General features: G+C 46.1%; 17 protein-coding genes. 11 read left to right on the forward strand and 6 right to left on the reverse strand.

Annotated elements, in window-relative coordinates; translation table 11 throughout:
• Positions 1–19: 19 nt before the first annotated feature.
• Positions 20–1927 (forward strand): mechanosensitive ion channel, encoded by a 1908-nt coding sequence (locus PGH26_RS00945; RefSeq protein ID WP_323692167.1) that lies wholly within the window; start codon positions 20–22, stop codon positions 1925–1927.
• A gap of 41 nt (positions 1928–1968) precedes the next feature.
• On the opposite strand, the gene PGH26_RS00950 is transcribed toward PGH26_RS00945, so the two are convergent.
• The 6 genes from PGH26_RS00950 to PGH26_RS00975 all read right to left on the reverse strand — a co-directional run bounded on the left by PGH26_RS00950 (position 1969) and on the right by PGH26_RS00975 (position 5673).
• Positions 1969–2604 (reverse strand): response regulator transcription factor, encoded by a 636-nt coding sequence (locus PGH26_RS00950; protein ID WP_323692168.1) that lies wholly within the window; start codon positions 2602–2604, stop codon positions 1969–1971.
• Positions 2579–3625 carry a sensor histidine kinase gene (locus tag PGH26_RS00955; RefSeq protein ID WP_323692169.1) on the reverse strand — a complete coding sequence of 349 codons (1047 nt, stop codon included), beginning with the start codon at positions 3623–3625 and terminating at the stop codon, positions 2579–2581. Before PGH26_RS00955 ends, PGH26_RS00950 begins: the two co-directional genes overlap by 26 nt.
• Positions 3622–4323, reverse strand: a complete 702-nt coding sequence (gene liaF / locus PGH26_RS00960) for a cell wall-active antibiotics response protein LiaF (RefSeq protein WP_323692170.1) — start codon at positions 4321–4323, stop codon at positions 3622–3624. Before liaF ends, PGH26_RS00955 begins: the two co-directional genes overlap by 4 nt.
• A gap of 24 nt (positions 4324–4347) precedes the next feature.
• Complete coding sequence (locus PGH26_RS00965; RefSeq protein WP_323692171.1) at positions 4348–4623, reverse strand: hypothetical protein; 276 nt, start codon at positions 4621–4623, stop codon at positions 4348–4350.
• Between the two features lie 81 nt (positions 4624–4704).
• The gene (locus PGH26_RS00970; RefSeq protein ID WP_323692172.1) at positions 4705–5313 is read right to left on the reverse strand and encodes a PspA/IM30 family protein; all 609 of its coding nucleotides are present in this window, start codon (positions 5311–5313) and stop codon (positions 4705–4707) included.
• A gap of 12 nt (positions 5314–5325) precedes the next feature.
• Positions 5326–5673, reverse strand: coding sequence for a lmo0954 family membrane protein (locus tag PGH26_RS00975; protein WP_323692173.1), 348 nt, complete (start codon positions 5671–5673; stop codon positions 5326–5328).
• 199 nt (positions 5674–5872) lie between these two features.
• On the opposite strand from PGH26_RS00975, the gene PGH26_RS00980 reads away from it, so the two are divergent.
• The 10 genes from PGH26_RS00980 (at position 5873) to PGH26_RS01025 (ending at position 17920) form a co-directional block, all read left to right on the forward strand.
• Positions 5873–7021, forward strand: coding sequence for a thiolase family protein (locus tag PGH26_RS00980; RefSeq protein WP_323692174.1), 1149 nt, complete (start codon positions 5873–5875; stop codon positions 7019–7021).
• 23 nt (positions 7022–7044) lie between these two features.
• Positions 7045–8193: an acyl-CoA dehydrogenase family protein gene (locus tag PGH26_RS00985; RefSeq protein ID WP_323692175.1), complete on the forward strand. Its 1149-nt coding sequence runs from the start codon at positions 7045–7047 to the stop codon at positions 8191–8193.
• A gap of 55 nt (positions 8194–8248) precedes the next feature.
• Positions 8249–9862, forward strand: coding sequence for a long-chain fatty acid--CoA ligase (locus PGH26_RS00990; protein ID WP_323692176.1), 1614 nt, complete (start codon positions 8249–8251; stop codon positions 9860–9862).
• 560 nt (positions 9863–10422) lie between these two features.
• The gene (locus PGH26_RS00995; protein WP_323692177.1) at positions 10423–11034 is read left to right on the forward strand and encodes a DedA family protein; all 612 of its coding nucleotides are present in this window, start codon (positions 10423–10425) and stop codon (positions 11032–11034) included.
• A gap of 6 nt (positions 11035–11040) precedes the next feature.
• A complete protein-coding gene (locus tag PGH26_RS01000; RefSeq protein ID WP_323692178.1) occupies positions 11041–11868 on the forward strand; it encodes an undecaprenyl-diphosphate phosphatase in 828 nt (275 codons plus the stop codon).
• A 173-nt stretch (positions 11869–12041) separates the two neighbouring features.
• Positions 12042–12746: a response regulator transcription factor gene (locus tag PGH26_RS01005; RefSeq protein ID WP_323692179.1), complete on the forward strand. Its 705-nt coding sequence runs from the start codon at positions 12042–12044 to the stop codon at positions 12744–12746.
• Positions 12736–14091, forward strand: a complete 1356-nt coding sequence (locus PGH26_RS01010; RefSeq protein WP_323692180.1) for a HAMP domain-containing sensor histidine kinase — start codon at positions 12736–12738, stop codon at positions 14089–14091. Before PGH26_RS01005 ends, PGH26_RS01010 begins: the two co-directional genes overlap by 11 nt.
• Positions 14092–14134: 43 nt before the next feature.
• On the forward strand, positions 14135–14914 hold the full coding sequence (locus PGH26_RS01015) for a PepSY domain-containing protein (protein WP_323692181.1): 780 nt from the start codon (positions 14135–14137) through the stop codon (positions 14912–14914).
• Positions 14915–15452: 538 nt separating this feature from the next.
• Complete coding sequence (locus PGH26_RS01020) at positions 15453–16355, forward strand: chemotaxis protein (protein WP_323692182.1); 903 nt, start codon at positions 15453–15455, stop codon at positions 16353–16355.
• Between the two features lie 158 nt (positions 16356–16513).
• Entirely contained in the window at positions 16514–17920 is a 1407-nt protein-coding gene (locus PGH26_RS01025; RefSeq protein WP_431312509.1) for an alanine/glycine:cation symporter family protein, read from the forward strand.
• The last annotated feature ends 43 nt before the right edge of the window (positions 17921–17963 follow it).

The raw sequence follows: 17963 nt of genomic DNA on the forward strand, positions 1-17963 counted from the left end.
ACTAGAATGGAGGATCTTAATGTTCAGAGACCCGTATTATTCAAACCTTTTCAGCTGGCTGCCTGATCTGCTGCTCGGCATTATTGTACTTATCATCGGTTTTATCATTGCTAAAGTTGCCGAAGGTGCAGTAGTCAAAGCTATGAAAAAAGGACGCATGAATGAACGATTAAACATGCAGCACCAAAAATGGAGTGCCGACAAAATCGCAGGCAAAATCGTATTCTTCGGTATTTTACTGCTGACCGTTCTCATCTTCTTTAATATGATGAACCTCAACACAATTTCTTCACCATTCCTGAATGTTTTTGCAGGACTAAGCGGTGCGGTGCTTGGAATCCTGAAAGCAGGTCTGATCCTGCTGCTGGCTTGGGTGCTTGCGACTCTTGTAAAAAAACTCATTCTATCCGCAGGACACAAAGTGAATGTACACAAATACGTCACTAAAGTGGGCGGATCTGCACAGTCAGTTGATAAAGCACAATGGATTTCGACGGCTGCTAATGTTGCATTCTATTTAATTTTACTTCTGTTTATCCCAGCCGTGCTGAATGCGCTAGGTTTAAGTGGAGTAAGCGGTCCGTTTGAAAACATGTTAACCGGATTTGTCGCATTTATCCCTAAGCTTGTTGGAGCGGCACTGATCTTTGCAGTAGGGATTATTATCGCAAAAATTGTTCGCATGATCGTGACAAATCTGCTTGAGTCAATTGGTTTAGATAAGGTCGCGGACAAATTGAAAGTTTCATCCGCTGTAAAAGGGACAAGTATTTCTAAAGTGATCGGAACCATCGTGTTCGTTCTGATTTTGATACCTGTTACGATTTCAGCACTTGAAGTACTAGATTTAGAGGGGATTTCTCAGCCTGCGATTGCCATGTTGAATGACATTATGGTGATGCTTCCGAAGATCATCGTGGCGATTGCATTGATTCTCGCAGGTGTGTACGTGGCGAAATGGATTAAAGGAATTGTGGAAACGCTGCTCGCAAATCTCGGCGTGGACTCTTTATCGAATAAGATGGGTGTGAAGTCAACAAACCGTTCTGGCAGCTTTACAGTTTCATCTGTAATCGGAACGATTGTACAAATCGTAGTGATTCTATTATTTGTTGTAGAAGCGCTTCAAATTGTCCAGCTCGCATTTATGGTGACTCTGGCAACTGCGATTTTCGCGTACTTGCCAATGGTGCTTGCGGCTGTATTGATACTTGCCGTTGGGTTCTGGCTTGCGAATCTGGCAGAGAAGTTCATCGGAAGTGTCATGCAAACGAAGTCAGGAAACCCGCACGTGCTCCGCTATGTTGCGAAATACGCAATCTTGGCATTTGCATTCTTTATGGCACTGAGTCAGCTTGGAATTGCCCCAGCAATTATCAATGCTGCATTCATTCTCATCCTTGGCGGCGTTGCGCTGGCATTTGGATTGGCATTCGGACTGGGCGGACGCGATCATGCATCCCGTTACTTGTCTAAGATGGAGTCCAGTTTGCAGGATGCAGACGTCTCAAAAGAAAGTTGGGAGCAGCAAAAAGAGGAAATGAAAAAAAATGCAGAGCAAGCAAAGCAACAAGCAAAACAAGGTATGGATGCTTCGAAAGCTCAAGTTGATCGTGAAAAGGAACAGTTGAAACGAGCAACTGAACAAGCTCCGCCTACACCCGCTGCAGATAACTTCCCGGAAGACCCGGAAGCAGGATTGCGGGGACCTGTATATTCTGATGTGAATGATGTCCCGCCAGCTGAGAACTTTGGAGGGAATGATCCAATTTCGTTCACGGAAGATGGTGTGGATACAGGCTATAACGAAGTGGAACCCGGTGAAGAATATCCATATGGCGACCACAATCAGCGGAGCCGATTTAACAAAGAAGCTCATGAGCAATGGAACAATCAGAAGCCTAAAGATGATCATAATCACGAATGACGAAAAAACGCGCAGTCAGGATTTCCCTGACCGCGCGTTTTTCATTGGACTAATTTATGATGAAATGCATAAATGACCGCTTGCGTGCGGTCTTGGACATCGAGTTTTGACAGTACATTGCTGACGTGCGTCTTAACGGTTTTCAAGGAAATGAACAGTTCATCCGCGATTTCCTGATTGGATTTACCTTGTGCGAGGAGTAACAGCGTCTCAAGTTCACGCTGCGTCAAATCATCGTGAAGGGGCTGGTCTGATCCGCCGCTCCGCATTTTTTCCATCATTTTGACTGTCACTTCCGGTTCCAGAACCGTTTGGCCCTGGACGGTTTCGCGGATGGCTTGAGCAATACGTTTGGCGTTCGACGTTTTCAGAATGTAACTGGCAGCGCCTGCTTCAAGCGCTGGATAGACTTTATCGTCATCCAGGAAGCTTGTGACAACGATGATTTTGGCTTCAGGCCATTGCTGAATGATTGCCTTTGTTGCTTCTGCCCCAGTCATGACAGGCATAACCATGTCCATTAAAATGATGTCAGGCCGTAATTCCAGTGCTTTTTCAACGGCATCCCCGCCATCAACCGCTTCTCCGACAACTTCCATATCGGGTTGAGTTCCTAAATAAGCGGATACGCCAATGCGCACCATTTCATGATCATCTGCGAGTAGTACGCGTATCATGCGTTTCCTCCTCCTCTGTCCGAATTGGTAATTTCACTTCGACAATCGTACCTTGCGAAGGAACGGATACAATTTTACACACACCGCCAATCTCCACGGCACGCTCTTTGACGTTTTGAAGGCCATACGAGCCGCCTTTGCTGCCGGATTCACTGAACCCCACGCCATTATCTTGGACGCGGAAAATTGACAACCCATCGCGTTCGATGAATACAACATCGACTTCTGTTGCTTGTGCATGCCGGAGTGTATTTGACAGTGTTTCCTGTGCGATGCGGAATAAATGATCTTCCGCCCCTTTGGACAGTGGGACTTCTTCCAGCCGGAATCGAATGGTGAACGTCACTTTTTCCCTCAGTTCTGTCAGCAACTCTTCAAGTCCTTCTTTGAGAGTTTTGCTATTCAAGACGGCTGGACGTAAATGAAGCAATAATGCGCGCATTTCAAGTTGTGCCTGCTGCACCATTCGTTCGACCTGGAGCAATGGTTTTTGGAGCGTCGTTTCCTCAGGCTGCTCTGTTAATGATGACAACAGCATCGAGGCTGCGAACAATTGTTGGGAGACGGAATCATGAAGCTCGCGAGCGAGCCGCTGACGCTCTTCAATCAGACGTTCTTGAATGATTTGGTCTTGGTCCTCAGCCCGTTGATCGGTAATCCGCTGCAAACTTCGTTTTTGCGTCTCTAATACCTCTGATACAGAAGCGATGGTGCGATTCATCTTGCGGGAAATGTTTCTATTCGAACGTGCGGTTCCTTCTTCTGCGAGCTGGTTGAGCGTCCGTTCAATGGTTTTTTCCTTTGAGCGTGCAATGCTGTAAATCCAATACGAAAACATCCAGCCGAGAGTAATTGGTATAACGAGCAGCCAGACTCCGATGGGAACATCGAGAAAGTCTTCATTGTACAGGTACTGCCATTCGAAAGAAGGAGAGTATTCGACGATATAATAAACCCCGCCCGCACAAACAGTGATGAATAGTGCAGATAGCAGAATACCGCGCCAAAAAAGTCCGGTCATTTTCGAATCACCTCGACATCTCCGAATCGGACAGATAATGAGATGATGATTTCAGCTTCTGAGCCGATCTCCCGGTCGTATCCATCTTTCATATGAATGGATTCGTTCAACAAACGTTTAGGCGTCAGGTCGAACAGGCGGCATTCACCAAACAAGGCGGAACAATGGATGCGGACAGGCAAATCGTACGGCAATTCAATTTTAACACGACCAAAACCTTGCCGGATGGAGATGAAAGAAGTTTGCTTTGGTAATACGGTGTCTGTCACGTCGATATAGAAATCACCGACAACTCCTTGGATATGGACATCTTGCCATTCATAGGAGGTGAATGGCGTTGACTGACTGGAGAACAGCCGGTCTTTCCAAATCCCGTTCTGCGACTCCCGCTTTGTTTCTTTCAAAGGGCGCATAATTTCTTCCGCAGGCGTACCTTTCCACAACCGATAAACCAAATAAATCAGCATGCCAAAAATCAGCAAGCGTAAACTCCATAACGAGAGCAAAGCAATTACGATAAATATGCCGCCTGTGATAACGAGCCATTTCGAGCGGCGCTGAAGACCAAAGTATATGGCAATGGCACCGAGAAAGAAGAAGATGACGTTCCCGTTCCCGAACAAAGCCGCCTCTACGAATACTAGAAGTGCAAACGCCATGACCCATAATGTAGTCCGTTCTGTTTTGCTTCTCACCATCCTGCTTCCACTCCTTTCTCGATGTCAGTACTTTATTGGGGGATTACGGAGGGGCAACCCGCTCGTTCCGCCGAGCAACCCGCTCGTTTCGCGAGGGAACCCGCTCGTTCCGCGAGGGAACCCGCTCGTTCCGCGAGGGAACCCGCTCGTTGCGCGAGGAAACCCGCTCGTTGCGCGAGGAAACCCGCTCGTTGCGCGAGGGAACCCGCTCGTTCCGCGAGGGAACCCGCTCGTTGCGCGAGAGAACCCGCTCGTTGCGCGAGGGAACCCGCTCGTTCCGCCGAGCCCCCTTAGCCCCAATCCGTCTATTCAGAAAAAAAGAACTGCCGGGCGGTCAAGGAGCCCCTGATCACCCGGACAGCTCGTTGCTGTCTTTCCAGTTTACACGATTTTCTCGATGGTTGCTTCTTCTGTCATCAACTCATCCAGACGGCGGCGCATGGACACGATGTCTCCGTCGTTGGCGGGAGAATGACTCACAGGTTCTTCAGCTGCGGGATTAAGATCCGCGGAGAAGATACGGTCCATCCGGCTGTTTGCACGTTTTGCGTTTTCTTCACCCATCAACTTCAAACGGCGGACCTGCATGTCTTTCACTTTATGTTTCATACTTTCAAAGCGACGTTCCAATGCGATCATAGACTCCGTCGTTTCCTCTTCAAGGGAACGCAGCTCATCTCGGCGGCGGCTATACGCTTCGGCCTCGTCTTTTGCATAGCTGATTAGCGCTTCGTCTTCTGTTGCTTCGGCTAATGAAAGTTGGTCTGTCCGTTTTTCCGTCAGCTGTTCGGCTTCGAGCAGTTCCTTTGTAACTTCATCGCGCAAAATCCGCTGACGCTCCAAAAGTTTCCCTACTGCTTTCGTTTGCTGTTCGGCTTCCTTGATGGTTTCGTTTAATACATCTGCAGCATTCTGTGTGCTGCGTTTTGCTGAGAATTGTTCCAAGTCTTCTTGTACGGCGAATTTGAATTTATACCATAGTTCGTTCATCAAAAGCCCTCCTTATTTAGTAAATTCGTTCCATTGTTTTTCAAACTTTGCGAACGGATCTGCATCGATTACATTGCTGTTAGTAAGTTGGTTCAGTTTCCATTTGCGCCATGCATAGTAAGCTCCAGCTGCCGCAAGAAGTCCGATGAAAGCAGGGATGTTTGAAATTCCTGTTAGAACTCCGACAAGCATGATGATTCCCCACAGAATACGGCCGATTGTGGAGTTGCTTTTACGGAAGTGGTGCCACCCGAATAATGCTGCGGCTGCTGAAAGTGTAAGCGCTACAATAGACCCGATATTGGCAACGGCTACAATTGCGGCAATGATTCCGAGGACAACAAGTAGAAATTTTTTCATGGTTTGTGGTGCCTCCCTTCGTTTGTACCCTAATAATAAGACGGAATGGGATTTATCCAAACAGGCTTGGTGTGGAGTTTCGTCTCATACTTTAGGATGAGATCTAATTAAGACTCTGAAACAAATATTGAAACCGCTTTCAATGATTGGTATAGTTATTAGAAAACTAGGACTATTCTAATGTGAAGGAAGTGTCGTCATGAGAGAGACTGTAATCGTTGCGGGCGTGCGGACGCCGGTAGGAAGAAGGAAGGGAAGCCTTGCCAGCACGCGTCCTGATGAACTTGCAGCGCTTGTATTGGATGAACTGATGGAACGCGCGGGAGTTGCGAAGGAAGAAACGAACGATGTCATCCTTGGGTGTGTCACACAGTCAGGTGAACAGGGTGGCAATATCGCTCGGACAGCTGCGCTAATCGGCGGATTTCCTGTGACGGTTCCAGGAGTGACGATTGATCGCCAATGCGGGTCAAGTCAACAAGCGGTTCACTTCGCTTCACAGGCGGTTGCAAGCGGAGATATGGACGTTGTCATTGCAGGCGGAGTTGAAAGCATGACCCGTGAGCCCATGTTCTCCAACATGCATGGTGCTAAACTGAGCGGGAAATTGACATCGCAGTATGAAATTATCAATCAAGGCTTATCCGCCGAACGAATCGCTTCGAAATGGAAGCTTTCGCGTGAAATCCTTGATCAGTTTGCGTATGACAGTCATCAGAAAGCGATGCAGGCGATTGATGGGGGACGGTTTGATGAAGAAATTGTACCCGTTTCCGTAATGGACCAAGAAGGAAATACGAAATTGTTTTCTATAGATGAAGGGCCGCGACCAGAATCGACGCTGGATGCGCTGGCTGGATTAAAAACGGTATTCGATGAAACCGGAGTCATTACGGCAGGAAACGCGAGTCAAATGAGTGACGGAGCATCTGCGGTATTGCTTATGAGCAAAGAGAAAGCGGATGCACTTGGTGTTAAGCCGCTAGCTAAGATTGTAGCGCGAACAGTAGTAGGCTCAGATCCGACACTGATGCTGACAGGTCCGATTGAAGCGACCCATCAAGTATTGAAGAAAGCCGGGTTGACGATTAACGACATGGATCTCTATGAAGTGAATGAAGCGTTTGCACCTGTGCCGCTTGCATGGCTTGCTGAAACGGGAGCGGATCCTGAAAAGTTGAATGTGAATGGCGGTGCGATTGCCCTCGGTCATCCATTAGGTGCAACTGGGACCAAGTTGCTTGTATCACTCATGCACGAATTAAAACATTCTGGCGGACGCTACGGATTACTCGCAATTTGTGAAGGAATGGGCATGGCGAACGCGACAATTATTGAAATGATTTGATCCCAACAAGGGAGGCGCACCGGATGAAACGCTATCGTTTTGAAACAGATGAACATGTTTTATTCAGAAAAACACTTCGCAAGTTTTTAGAAAAGGAAGCTGTACCGCATTACGACGAATGGGAACAGCAGCGTCTTGTGCCGAAAGCGTTTTGGAGAAAGCTTGGCGGGATGGGTTTTCTTTGTCCCCAAGTTGACGAGCAATACGGTGGATTAGGACTGGATTTCAGCTACGGAGTCATTATTGGAGAGGAGATGGAACGGGTAGGTGCAGGTTTGACAGGAATTGGTTTGCATAATGACATCGTCGTTCCATATATTGAATCGTACGGTACAGACGAGCAGAAGGAGAGATATTTGCCCGGATGTTTAACATCGGAGTTCATTACTGGCGTAGCGATGACGGAACCGGGAACAGGATCTGATTTGGCGAATGTCCAGACAACTGCGCGTAAGGAAGGCGACTTCTACATTGTAAATGGTCAAAAGACGTTCATTACAAATGGAGTCAACGGTAATCTGTTTTTGACTGTTGTTAAAACAGACGTTGAAGTTGAGCCGAGATATCGAGGAATCAGTTTGCTTTTGATTGAAGAAGGGACAGAAGGTTTTACAAAAGGACGCAAGCTGGACAAAGTCGGGATGCATTCGCAAGATACAGGAGAGCTCTATTTTGAAGACTGTAAAGTGCCTGCTGCAAATCTGATCGGTGAGGAGAACAAAGGATTTCACTACTTAATGCAAAAGTTGCAGCAAGAACGTCTCATTGTCGCACTATCCGCACAAACAGCTTCAGAAGACATGTTAGAGATGACGCTTGCGTATGTGAAGGAACGGCAAGCGTTTGGCAAGCCAATTGGATCGTTTCAAAACACACAATTCAAGTTGGCGGAAGTCGCAACTAAAGTCGAACTTGGAAAGACCTTCTTGGAATCGTTAATCGAAGAGCATATGAGCGGTGCGGATGTCGTCACAAAAGTCTCGATGGCGAAGTACTGGATTACAGAAAGCGCGCGTGAAATTGCCACGGAATGCATGAAATTGTACGGCGGCTACGGATATATGGAAGAGTACAAAATTGCCAGGCGCTATCGCGATATCCCTGTGACATCGATTTACGCCGGAACAAACGAAATCATGAAAGTGATCATCGCAAAAAATCTCGGACTTTAATTTATAGGTATGACAGACGCATGACCAATTTAAAGGACAAAGGGAGATGGCCATTATGATGCAAACACCACTCAATTTAACGTCGTTCATCCGCCGTGCTGAACAGTTTTTTCCGGAGAAGCTCATCATTTCACGGACTGCAGCGGATACGATTCACCGCATTCCATATCGCGAGTTTGCAAAACGGACGCGGAAGCTTGCGGATGCGCTGACGAAATTAGGAATGCAGCATGGCACAAAAGTGGCGTCGTTTGGCTGGAATCATCATCGACATTTGGAAGCCTATTTCGGCGTGCCTTGTACAGGCGCGATTTTGCATATGGTCAATATTCGTTTGTCACCTGAACATATTGCGTATGTGATTAACCATGCGGAAGACGAAATTCTCTTAGTGGATGACAATTTGTTCCCTCATCTTGAGAAGTTGGCACCGCTTTTGAAGACGGTGAAACACTATATTATTATGGGCGACAGTAAAGAGATCCCGGAAACGGGCTTGCCAAATGTCCATGCATACGAAGCTCTTCTCGACGATGCTTCCGACACGTTCGAATTCCCTGAGGATTTGGATGAAAACACGCCCGCCGGCATGTGCTATACGTCTGCAACTACAGGGAATCCGAAAGGCGTTGTCTATACGCACCGTGGAATTGTACTTCACAGTTATGCACTTGGGCTGGCAGATGCAATGGGATTGAATGAGCGGGATGTCATTATGCCAGTCGTGCCAATGTTCCACGTAAATGCATGGGGACTGCCATTTGCGGCAGTGTTCTTCGGTTCGACACAAGTGCTTCCGGGACCAGGGATTATTCCGGATCTCTTACTTGATTTGATCGAACAAGAGAACGTGACGCTGACGGCAGGGGTGCCGACAATTTGGCTGGCAGTTTTGAAAGCGCAAGACACGAAACCGCGTGATTTGTCTTCGCTGCGTGCGATTGTCTGCGGCGGATCGGCTTCACCTAAGGGATTGATTCGAGCGTTTGAAGAACGCTATCAAGTTCCATTCATTATTGGATATGGCATGACGGAAACGTCGCCACTCGTCAGTCTGTCGGTGTTGACGTCTGGGATGGATGACGTCACGATGGATGAAAAAATCGACATCCGGGCGCTGCAGGGTCTTGTGATGCCGGGATTAGATGTAAAGATTGTCAATGAAAACGGTGAAGTGCCATGGGATGGCAAAACGATGGGAGAGCTTGCGGTTCGCGGGCCTTGGATTGCGGATGAATACTATAAAGATGAACGGACGTCTGAAGCGTTCCGGGACGGCTGGCTGTATACTGGTGATATTGCAGTCATGACAGAGTTCGGCTACTTGAAGCTGACGGATCGGACGAAGGATCTGATCAAAAGCGGCGGCGAGTGGATTTCATCCGTAGACTTGGAGAATGCGCTCATGTCGCACGATGCTGTGTTTGAAGCAGCAGTAATCGCGGTTCCTCATGAGAAGTGGCAAGAGCGTCCGCTGGGCTGTGTCGTATTGGCAGATGGGCAGGAAGCGAATGAGGCAATGAAGGCCGAACTTCTTGAGTACATGGAAGGGCAATTTGCGAAATGGTGGGTTCCGGACGATATTATCTTTATGGAAGAGATTCCGAAAACCTCCGTGGGCAAGTTCTTAAAAGCGGAGTTGCGCAAACAATTGATTGAATCGAAGTAAGTATGATAAATGAAGCCCGTCTGGCGGTGAGTGCTGGACGGGTTTTGCTATGCGGAAGTCATAGAATGGAAGCTTGTTTCGTAAACTAGTAGAGGTTAGACGAAACTTGCGGCGAGGGATGTCGTCTTTATGACGTGTTGGGTGGAAAATACATGATTCTATTCGGGAGTTATGATCAGAATTGGAGAGTTATGAGCGGGACGCGAGGGTTATGATCAGAATTGGAGAGTTATGAGCGGAACACGAGGGTTATGATCAGAATTGGGGATTTATGAGCGGGACTCGTGGTTTATGAGCAGAAATGGAGATTTATGAGCGGAACGCATGGGTTATGATCAGAATTGGGGATTTATGAGCGGAACTCGAGGGTTATGATCAGAATTGGAGAGTTATGAGCGGAACGCGAGGGTTATGATCAGAATTGGGGATTTATGAGCGGGACGCGAGGGTTATGATCAGAATTGGAGAGTTATGAGCGGAAAACCAAGTTTATGATCAACCCCCATGTTTGATGAGCATTTATTTAATTTATCAGCAAAACTTGTGACGGGAGGGCGTGGATGGACGGATGGATCATGGAGTTGTTGGCGGAATATGGTTATTATGGCGTGCTTGCACTTATTTTAGTGGAAAATCTTTTTCCGCCGATTCCGTCTGAACTGATTTTGACGTTCAGTGGATTTTTAGTGGCATCCCACGGTTTATCTATGGGATGGATGATTGCAGCGGCGACAACTGGATCGGTCATAGGGGCCATGTTTCTGTACGGCATCGGCATGTTTCTCGATGTTCCCCGGCTGGAGCGGCTTACCGTTCGCTATGGACGCTGGTTTAGGCTGAAGCCAAAGGATATTCATCGTGCGGATGCGTGGTTTGACAAGTATGGACCATGGACAGTGCTCGTGTGCCGGGTAATCCCGCTTGTCCGAAGTTTAATTTCCATACCAGCAGGAATGTCTGGAATGAACTTTCCGCTTTTCGTTCTATTAACTGCTCTGGGAAGTTTGGTTTGGAACAGTGTCCTTATATTTACGGGTGTAAAACTGGGGGCGCACTTTGAATCGGTCCTCCGATATATGGACATCTATTCAAACGTTGTGTATATTTTAATAGGAATTGGCGGAGTGATTATATGCAGTCGGTATATCACTTTTCGCAGAAAGCGGGTATAACAATCTATGGATTTATTTGAATTTCTAAAAGCGCTTATATTGGGTTTTGTTGAAGGAATGACAGAGTTTGCGCCTGTTTCGTCAACAGGACATTTAATTATCGTCGATGACATGTGGTTGAAAAGTGAAGAGTTTCTTGGGAAATATCCTTCCATTACATTCAAAATTGTCATCCAGCTTGGTTCGATACTTGCAGTGGTGGTCGTGTTCTGGAAGCGGCTATTCAGTTTAGTTGGCCTTTATAAAGTAGAAGGTCAAAAGGCGAGTCAAAGTTTCAACTTGCTTCACGTAATCGTAGGGATGCTGCCTGCAGTTATCCTCGGATTTGCTTTGAAAGATTTGATCGATGACTATTTGTTCGGTGTTGAAACGGTCATCGTTGCGCTTGTCGCAGGTGCAATTCTTATGATCGCAGCCGATCGTTTTGGACCGAAGACTCCGCGCGTCACGACTCTTGACCAAATTACATACCGTCAAGCATTCACCGTAGGTCTCGTTCAGTGTCTGTCGCTGTGGCCAGGATTTTCACGTTCGGGTGCCACTATTTCAGGCGGTGTATTGTTTGGAATGAACCACAGAACCGCAGCGGACTTCACGTTCATCATGGCAGTTCCAATCATGATGGGTGCCAGTCTTGTCTCCGTATTGAAAAACTGGGAGTATCTATCGATGGATCATATTTCGTTCTATATCGTAGGATTCCTCAGCGCATTTGTGTTTTCATTGCTGTCAATTCGATTCTTCTTAAAACTGATCTCAAAGGTCAAACTCGTGCCATTCGCAATTTATCGTATTGTATTAGCGGTTATTTTAGCGATTATCGTATTCATGTAAGAAGCATTCCCGCTCATGAGGCGGGGTGCTTCTTTTTGGGTTCTTGCATTTAATTTCTCCTGCCAGCTGGAAAACTGATAGAATTAAAGAAAACTTTCGTGTAGGGGCATTTCACTTCTGGAACCGGCCTCTATTCAGTCTGACGACTAAGCGATGGAAAAGGTGAACTGACAATGGCTGATAAACTGCTAATTATAGAAGATGAAGAAAGTATTGCTCGGGTTTTGCAATTGGAACTTGAGTTTGAAGGATATGAAGTGTCGACGTGCCATACAGGTACCGATGGCCTCATCATGTATCGTGAACAAGAGTGGGATCTCGTGCTGCTCGATCTTATGTTACCGGGTCTGAATGGTCTGGATGTATTGAGACGCATTCGGGCGGATGAAACAATGACCCCCGTTATTTTGCTGACAGCGAAAAATGATATGGAAGACAAAGTGACAGGGCTCGATTTAGGTGCCAACGACTACGTGACAAAGCCTTTTGAAATCGAAGAACTGCTGGCGCGAATCCGTGCGGCTCTTCGGTTTTCATCCAAAGGGACACAAGAAGAAGCGGACGTTCACTTGCATGTGTTTAACGGAATTTCAATTCATGATCAGACGCGGGAAGTTCGCTGTAGCGGGGAATTAGTTGATCTGACTCCGCGAGAGTATGACTTATTATTCCATTTACTGAAGCACCCGAACCAAGTGTTGACAAGAGAGCAGTTACTTGATGCTGTTTGGGGATTCGATTATTACGGCGATACGAATGTAGTCGATGTGTATATCAGATACGTTAGAAAGAAAATTGATCCGGAATGCGGCCCTTCGTTCATTCAGACGGTTCGAGGGGTAGGGTATGCATTAAAGGATACTCGTCATGAAGCTTAAAAATAAAATCCATTCCCTTTCCACTTTGATGATGCTGATTTTGCTCATATTAAGCAATTTAGGGATTTACTTCACGTTTGACCGAACGCAGCACAAAACAGAGTACAGTCAGTTGCTCGGGAGCGCGAAAGAGTTAACGGTTGCGCTGAGTAAAATGACGGACGAAGAGGAAGCAGAGATTATTTTACGTGCGTACGTGCCGCCGAACGGAGCCCTTCGAGTAGTAGGGGAGGATGGAAAAGATGTCCTGACTGTTCAATCCATGGAAGGATTGGACCAGAAGTTCCCGACTCCGAAAAGAGATGAGGACTATACGCTGGTACCGTACGATGGCTTTGAAGCACTTTCAATTGTGATTCCAACAATTTGGCCGACTGGGGAAGTAGTCCAGCTGGAAGTGACCCAAGTATTGACAGATTTGAAAGCGAACTTGCGACTGCTGAAAGTCGTAATGGTCGGCATAACGCTGTTTGCGATGATCCCGATTATCATCTCGAGTATTACGCTGGGACGCATTGTGACGCAGCCTATTGAGAAACTGATCCAAGCGATGACGGATAGTCGCCGATCAGGTACGTTCCAGCAAATTGCGGTACCGGAACAAGGAAAAGATGAACTGGCACAAATGGGGCAGACGTTCAACGAATTGATGATTCAGTTGGAGCAGAACTATCGGAAACAGGAAAAGTTTGTGTCGGATGCATCCCACGAACTAAAAACCCCGCTTACAGTCATAGACAGTTATGCGAGACTGCTTGAACGGCGGGGAATGGACAAGCCGGAACTTACGGAAGAAGCACTGACTGCCATTCGCGGTGAAACGAAACGTATGAAGGAAATGATTGAGCAAATGCTGGATCTTGCCCGAAATAACGAACCTGCTTCCTACGTATTTGAAGAGACAGATGTGCGTGTCCTGATCGATGATGCGGCGCGAATGATTACGAGTGCATATGGAAGGGCGGTTCACATCAAGGGACCCGTTCAGCTGGCGCTATCAACAGATGGGACCCATTTAAAGCAGCTGCTGATTATCTTGCTCGATAACGCACGTAAATACAGTGAACGTGAAATCGATGTTGAGATGGAAGAGCGTAAGGAATACGTACGCATTTGTATTCGGGATTATGGAAAAGGAATCCCTGCAAAAGATATTCCGTTTTTATTTGACCGGTTTTATCGGGTGGATGAAGATCGCAGCCGTAAAACAGGCGGCACAGGGCTAGGACTGGCCATTGCAAATGAAATCGCGATTGGGTTAGGAACGAAACTTGAAATTGAGAGTGAAGAAGGCAAGGGAACGGCAGTAACAATTTGGTTAATAAAAGCGGAGGGCTCTCAGTAAATTTTAATGTCTGTCTGGTACTCTAAAGGAGAGGTGAGTCGATATGAAAAAGAGCAAAAAGTTCTTGCTGCCATTCAGTCTCGTGCTGCTCCTAGTCATTGCAGGTATGTTTTATATGAAGAGTATCGTGTCTCATGCAGATACGATTCCGTCTGATTCGATTAAGAGTCAACTGGAAACAATGTACAATGGAAAAGTAAGCGATTTGTTATTGAACGATGATATATATGGAGCGACACTTACGCGAGCAGGATCCGTCTATTCGGTTCGGGTAGATGGAGAAACAGGGAAAGTAATCTCAATGATTTTGAAGGAGCCTTCGAAAGAATTAGTTTCAAAGCAAAAGGAAGATGCTGAAAAAGCAGATAAGAATAAGGACGAGCCATCGGTTGGAAAAACGGAAGAAGTGCCCGCGCAGCCAGTGCCAGAAGAGCCGAAACCACAGCCAGAGGCTCCGAAACCAGCACCGGCCCAGCCAAAACCGCAGCCAAAGCCAGCACCAAAACCGGCTCCTAAGTCACAGCAACAAGAACAGCAAAAGAATCATCAGCAAAATCAGTACAATAATCACAACCATCAAAATAACCGGCATGAAAATAAGCCGGCCCAGCAAAATACGGTGATCATCAGTAAACAACAAGCCATTAAAATTGCGTTGGCGCAATTGAATGGTGAAGTTGATGACGTGGACTTTGTCCAAACGTCAGAAGGCGGTTATTATCTCATCGAAATTGAAATTGATGTAGAGGATGGGCCTGATGAAGCAACCTATCAAATTCATGCGATTTCTGGAAAAATCATGTCCGTCACGCGGGATGATTAATAAAGATGTAGAGAATGAAAATCTGCCAATCAGCTAGCGCTGGTTGGTTTTTTTGTTAGGATGATGGGTTATGATCACTTTGTGGCATTTATGAGCGCGGTTCGGGGGGGATGATCATATTTGGGGATTTATGAGCGGAGTGCGAGGGTTATGATCATATTTGGGGATTTATGAGCGGAGTGCGGGGGTTATGATCACTTTTGGAGATTTATGAGCGGAACGCGAGGGTTATGATCACATTTCGAGATTTATGAGCGGAACGCGGGGGTTATGATCATATTTGGAGATTTATGAGCGGAGTGCGGGGGTTATGATCACATTCCAAAATTTATGAGCAAATCCCCGAATCTACGTGAGAATCACCCAGTTTACCTGACACAAGTCTGCCAACAGATTCACATAATTTGAGAAAAAGAGGGAAGAGCCCTCAATCATGTAGTATATTGTGCCGAAATAGACTAATAGAGCCGCTTCGCGCAGAACGGCGGAGCTTGGATGGAACGAAAAAATTGCGACTACACGAAAAGGACTGAATGCAATGGCTTATGAAAGCGGAATACTATTAGAGAGTGGAACAAATGAACTGGAAATCGTAGAGTTCGAAGTAGCGGGCAGCCGGTATGGCATTAATGTCATTAAAGTAAAAGAAATTATCGTGCCGATGCCGATTACACCAATTCCTCATGCGGATCCTGCGGTGGAAGGAATCATTCAATTGCGCGGTGAAATTCTGCCTGTCATTAATATGGAGCGAGTATTAGGGATGGGACCGTCTGCAAACCCGCAAAATGATAAATACATTGTTTCTTCATTCAACAAACAGCAAGTTGTATTCCACGTGCATAACGTGACGATGATTCACCGGATTTCATGGGATGCGATTGAGAAGCCATCTGGTGCCTACTCGGCAGAAACTTCGCCGGTCATTGGCGTCATCAAGCTTGGCGGAGAGATGATGCTGCTGCTGGACTTTGAAAAAATCGTTATGGAGATTAGTCCTGAAACAGGAATCCGCATGGAACAAATTAAGAAACTGGGTAAACGGGAACGTTCGGATAAACGATTGCTCGTTGCAGAAGACTCACCGCTTTTACGAAAATTGCTGCAATCCACATTATCTGAAGCAGGTTATGATAAAGTGGAGTTCTTTGAAAATGGGAAAGATGCACTTGCGTATCTGGAGAATTTAGCAGAAACTGAAGACGTTTCGGATACCATTCAACTCGTCATCACAGATATCGAAATGCCGCAAATGGATGGTCATCATTTCACTAGAAGAATCAGAGAGCATAAAGGACTTGCGAAGTTACCTGTCATCATCTTCTCTTCGTTAATCACAGATGAATTAAAGCATAAAGGAACGAGTGTAGGTGCAGATGAGCAGATTAGCAAACCGGAAATTGCGGAGCTGGTTTTGAAAATCGATCAATACGTACTATAAAAATATTCGGTGAATAGTAATTTCTATTGCAATTCACATAGTGTCGGTGGTTTACTAAACCATCGGCATTTTTTTGTCTATACGATAAAAAAAGAGGGTACAGAAGAAACAAGTTGAATATAGGTTTAACTAGAATCCAAAAATGGAGGTGCAGCTGGATGCTAACAGATTTTATGAATTGGGTAACAGGTTCATTCAATAATTATTTATGGTCATACGTACTTATCGGCCTGTTGCTGGTGCTCGGACTTTACTTCACCATCGGAACGAAGTTTGTTCAATTCCGTCTCTTCGGCGAGATGTTCCGTTTAATTACTGAAAAGAAAGATAGCGAAGATGGCGTTTCAGCATTTCAAGCGTTTACAATCAGTGCTGCTTCTCGTGTAGGTACCGGAAACGTCACAGGTGTTGCTCTGGCCATTGGCATCGGCGGTCCGGGAGCAATATTTTGGATGTGGATTATTGCAATTATAGGAATGGCAACTGCTTTCATTGAAAGTACATTAGCTCAAGTTTATAAAGTACGTGACGGGGATACATTCCGTGGCGGGCCTGCTTATTATATGCAAAAGGCTTTGGGACTGAGAGGGTTAGGAATTGTTTTTGCTATATTACTAACACTATGTTTCGGCTTCATTTTTAACGCGGTACAGTCAAACACGATCAGTCAGTCGTTTTCAGATGTGTTTAATGTTCCCGATTGGGCTGTAGGTATTATCCTTGTTGTGTTAACAGCAATCATTATATTTGGCGGTGTTAAACGAATCGTTAAAGTGACCCAAGCGATCGTGCCTGTGATGGCCACACTTTACATTATAGTAGCGTTGTATATTGTTATTATGAATATTACTGAAATCCCTGCGATGATTACGTTAATTGTTGAGCATGCATTCGGCGTGAAAGAAATGGTAGGCGGCGGTGTGGGAGCTGCAATTATGCAAGGTGTCCGTCGTGGATTATTCTCGAACGAAGCAGGTATGGGGAGTGTTCCAAATGCTGCCGCGACAGCGAACGTAACGCACCCTGCAAAACAAGGACTCGTTCAAAGTCTTGGAGTCTTTTTCGATACAATCATTATTTGTTCGGCGACAGCATTCATTATTCTGCTCGCTGGACTTTATGATAAAGGTGAAACAGATGGAATCTTGTTAACGCAAGCTTCCATGGCAGAACATGTTGGCTCGTGGGCTCCTTATTTCGTAGCGATTGCAATTTTGTTCTTTGCATTCAGCTCAATTATCGGAAACTATTATTATGGTGAAACAAATATTGAATTCATTAATGCGCACAAGATATGGATGACGGTCTATCGGATCGCCGTACTTGGCATGGTCATGTTCGGTGCGATGGCGAAAGTACAGACAGTATGGGATCTTGCAGATGTCTTCATGGGTCTGATGGCTGTATTGAACCTCATTGTCATTGCAGTCTTAAGTCGCACCGCATTCAAGGTGTTGGATGACTTTACGATTCAGCGCAGAAAAGGGTTAAATCCGAGATTTGAAGCAAAATCCATTCCCGGTTTAAAGGGAACTGAGTGCTGGGGCGAAGAACAACCTAAGTAAATTTATGCAGTTGAAAATAAAAATGGTCACTGGATGAGTCAAT

The organism is Sporosarcina jeotgali, from assembly GCF_033304595.1.
GTDB lineage: Bacteria > Bacillota > Bacilli > Bacillales_A > Planococcaceae > Sporosarcina > Sporosarcina jeotgali.

Coding starts and splice junctions, on each gene's coding strand:
- PGH26_RS00945 (WP_323692167.1), top strand. CDS start 20: ATGTTCAGAGACCCGTATTATTCAAACCTTTTCAGCTGGCTGCCTGAT.
- PGH26_RS00950 (WP_323692168.1), bottom strand. CDS start 2,604: ATGATACGCGTACTACTCGCAGATGATCATGAAATGGTGCGCATTGGC.
- PGH26_RS00955 (WP_323692169.1), bottom strand. CDS start 3,625: ATGACCGGACTTTTTTGGCGCGGTATTCTGCTATCTGCACTATTCATC.
- liaF (WP_323692170.1), bottom strand. CDS start 4,323: ATGGTGAGAAGCAAAACAGAACGGACTACATTATGGGTCATGGCGTTT.
- PGH26_RS00970 (WP_323692172.1), bottom strand. CDS start 5,313: ATGAACGAACTATGGTATAAATTCAAATTCGCCGTACAAGAAGACTTG.
- PGH26_RS00975 (WP_323692173.1), bottom strand. CDS start 5,673: ATGAAAAAATTTCTACTTGTTGTCCTCGGAATCATTGCCGCAATTGTA.
- PGH26_RS00980 (WP_323692174.1), top strand. CDS start 5,873: ATGAGAGAGACTGTAATCGTTGCGGGCGTGCGGACGCCGGTAGGAAGA.
- PGH26_RS00985 (WP_323692175.1), top strand. CDS start 7,045: ATGAAACGCTATCGTTTTGAAACAGATGAACATGTTTTATTCAGAAAA.
- PGH26_RS00990 (WP_323692176.1), top strand. CDS start 8,249: ATGATGCAAACACCACTCAATTTAACGTCGTTCATCCGCCGTGCTGAA.
- PGH26_RS00995 (WP_323692177.1), top strand. CDS start 10,423: ATGGACGGATGGATCATGGAGTTGTTGGCGGAATATGGTTATTATGGC.
- PGH26_RS01000 (WP_323692178.1), top strand. CDS start 11,041: ATGGATTTATTTGAATTTCTAAAAGCGCTTATATTGGGTTTTGTTGAA.
- PGH26_RS01005 (WP_323692179.1), top strand. CDS start 12,042: ATGGCTGATAAACTGCTAATTATAGAAGATGAAGAAAGTATTGCTCGG.
- PGH26_RS01010 (WP_323692180.1), top strand. CDS start 12,736: ATGAAGCTTAAAAATAAAATCCATTCCCTTTCCACTTTGATGATGCTG.
- PGH26_RS01015 (WP_323692181.1), top strand. CDS start 14,135: ATGAAAAAGAGCAAAAAGTTCTTGCTGCCATTCAGTCTCGTGCTGCTC.
- PGH26_RS01020 (WP_323692182.1), top strand. CDS start 15,453: ATGGCTTATGAAAGCGGAATACTATTAGAGAGTGGAACAAATGAACTG.
- PGH26_RS01025 (WP_431312509.1), top strand. CDS start 16,514: ATGCTAACAGATTTTATGAATTGGGTAACAGGTTCATTCAATAATTAT.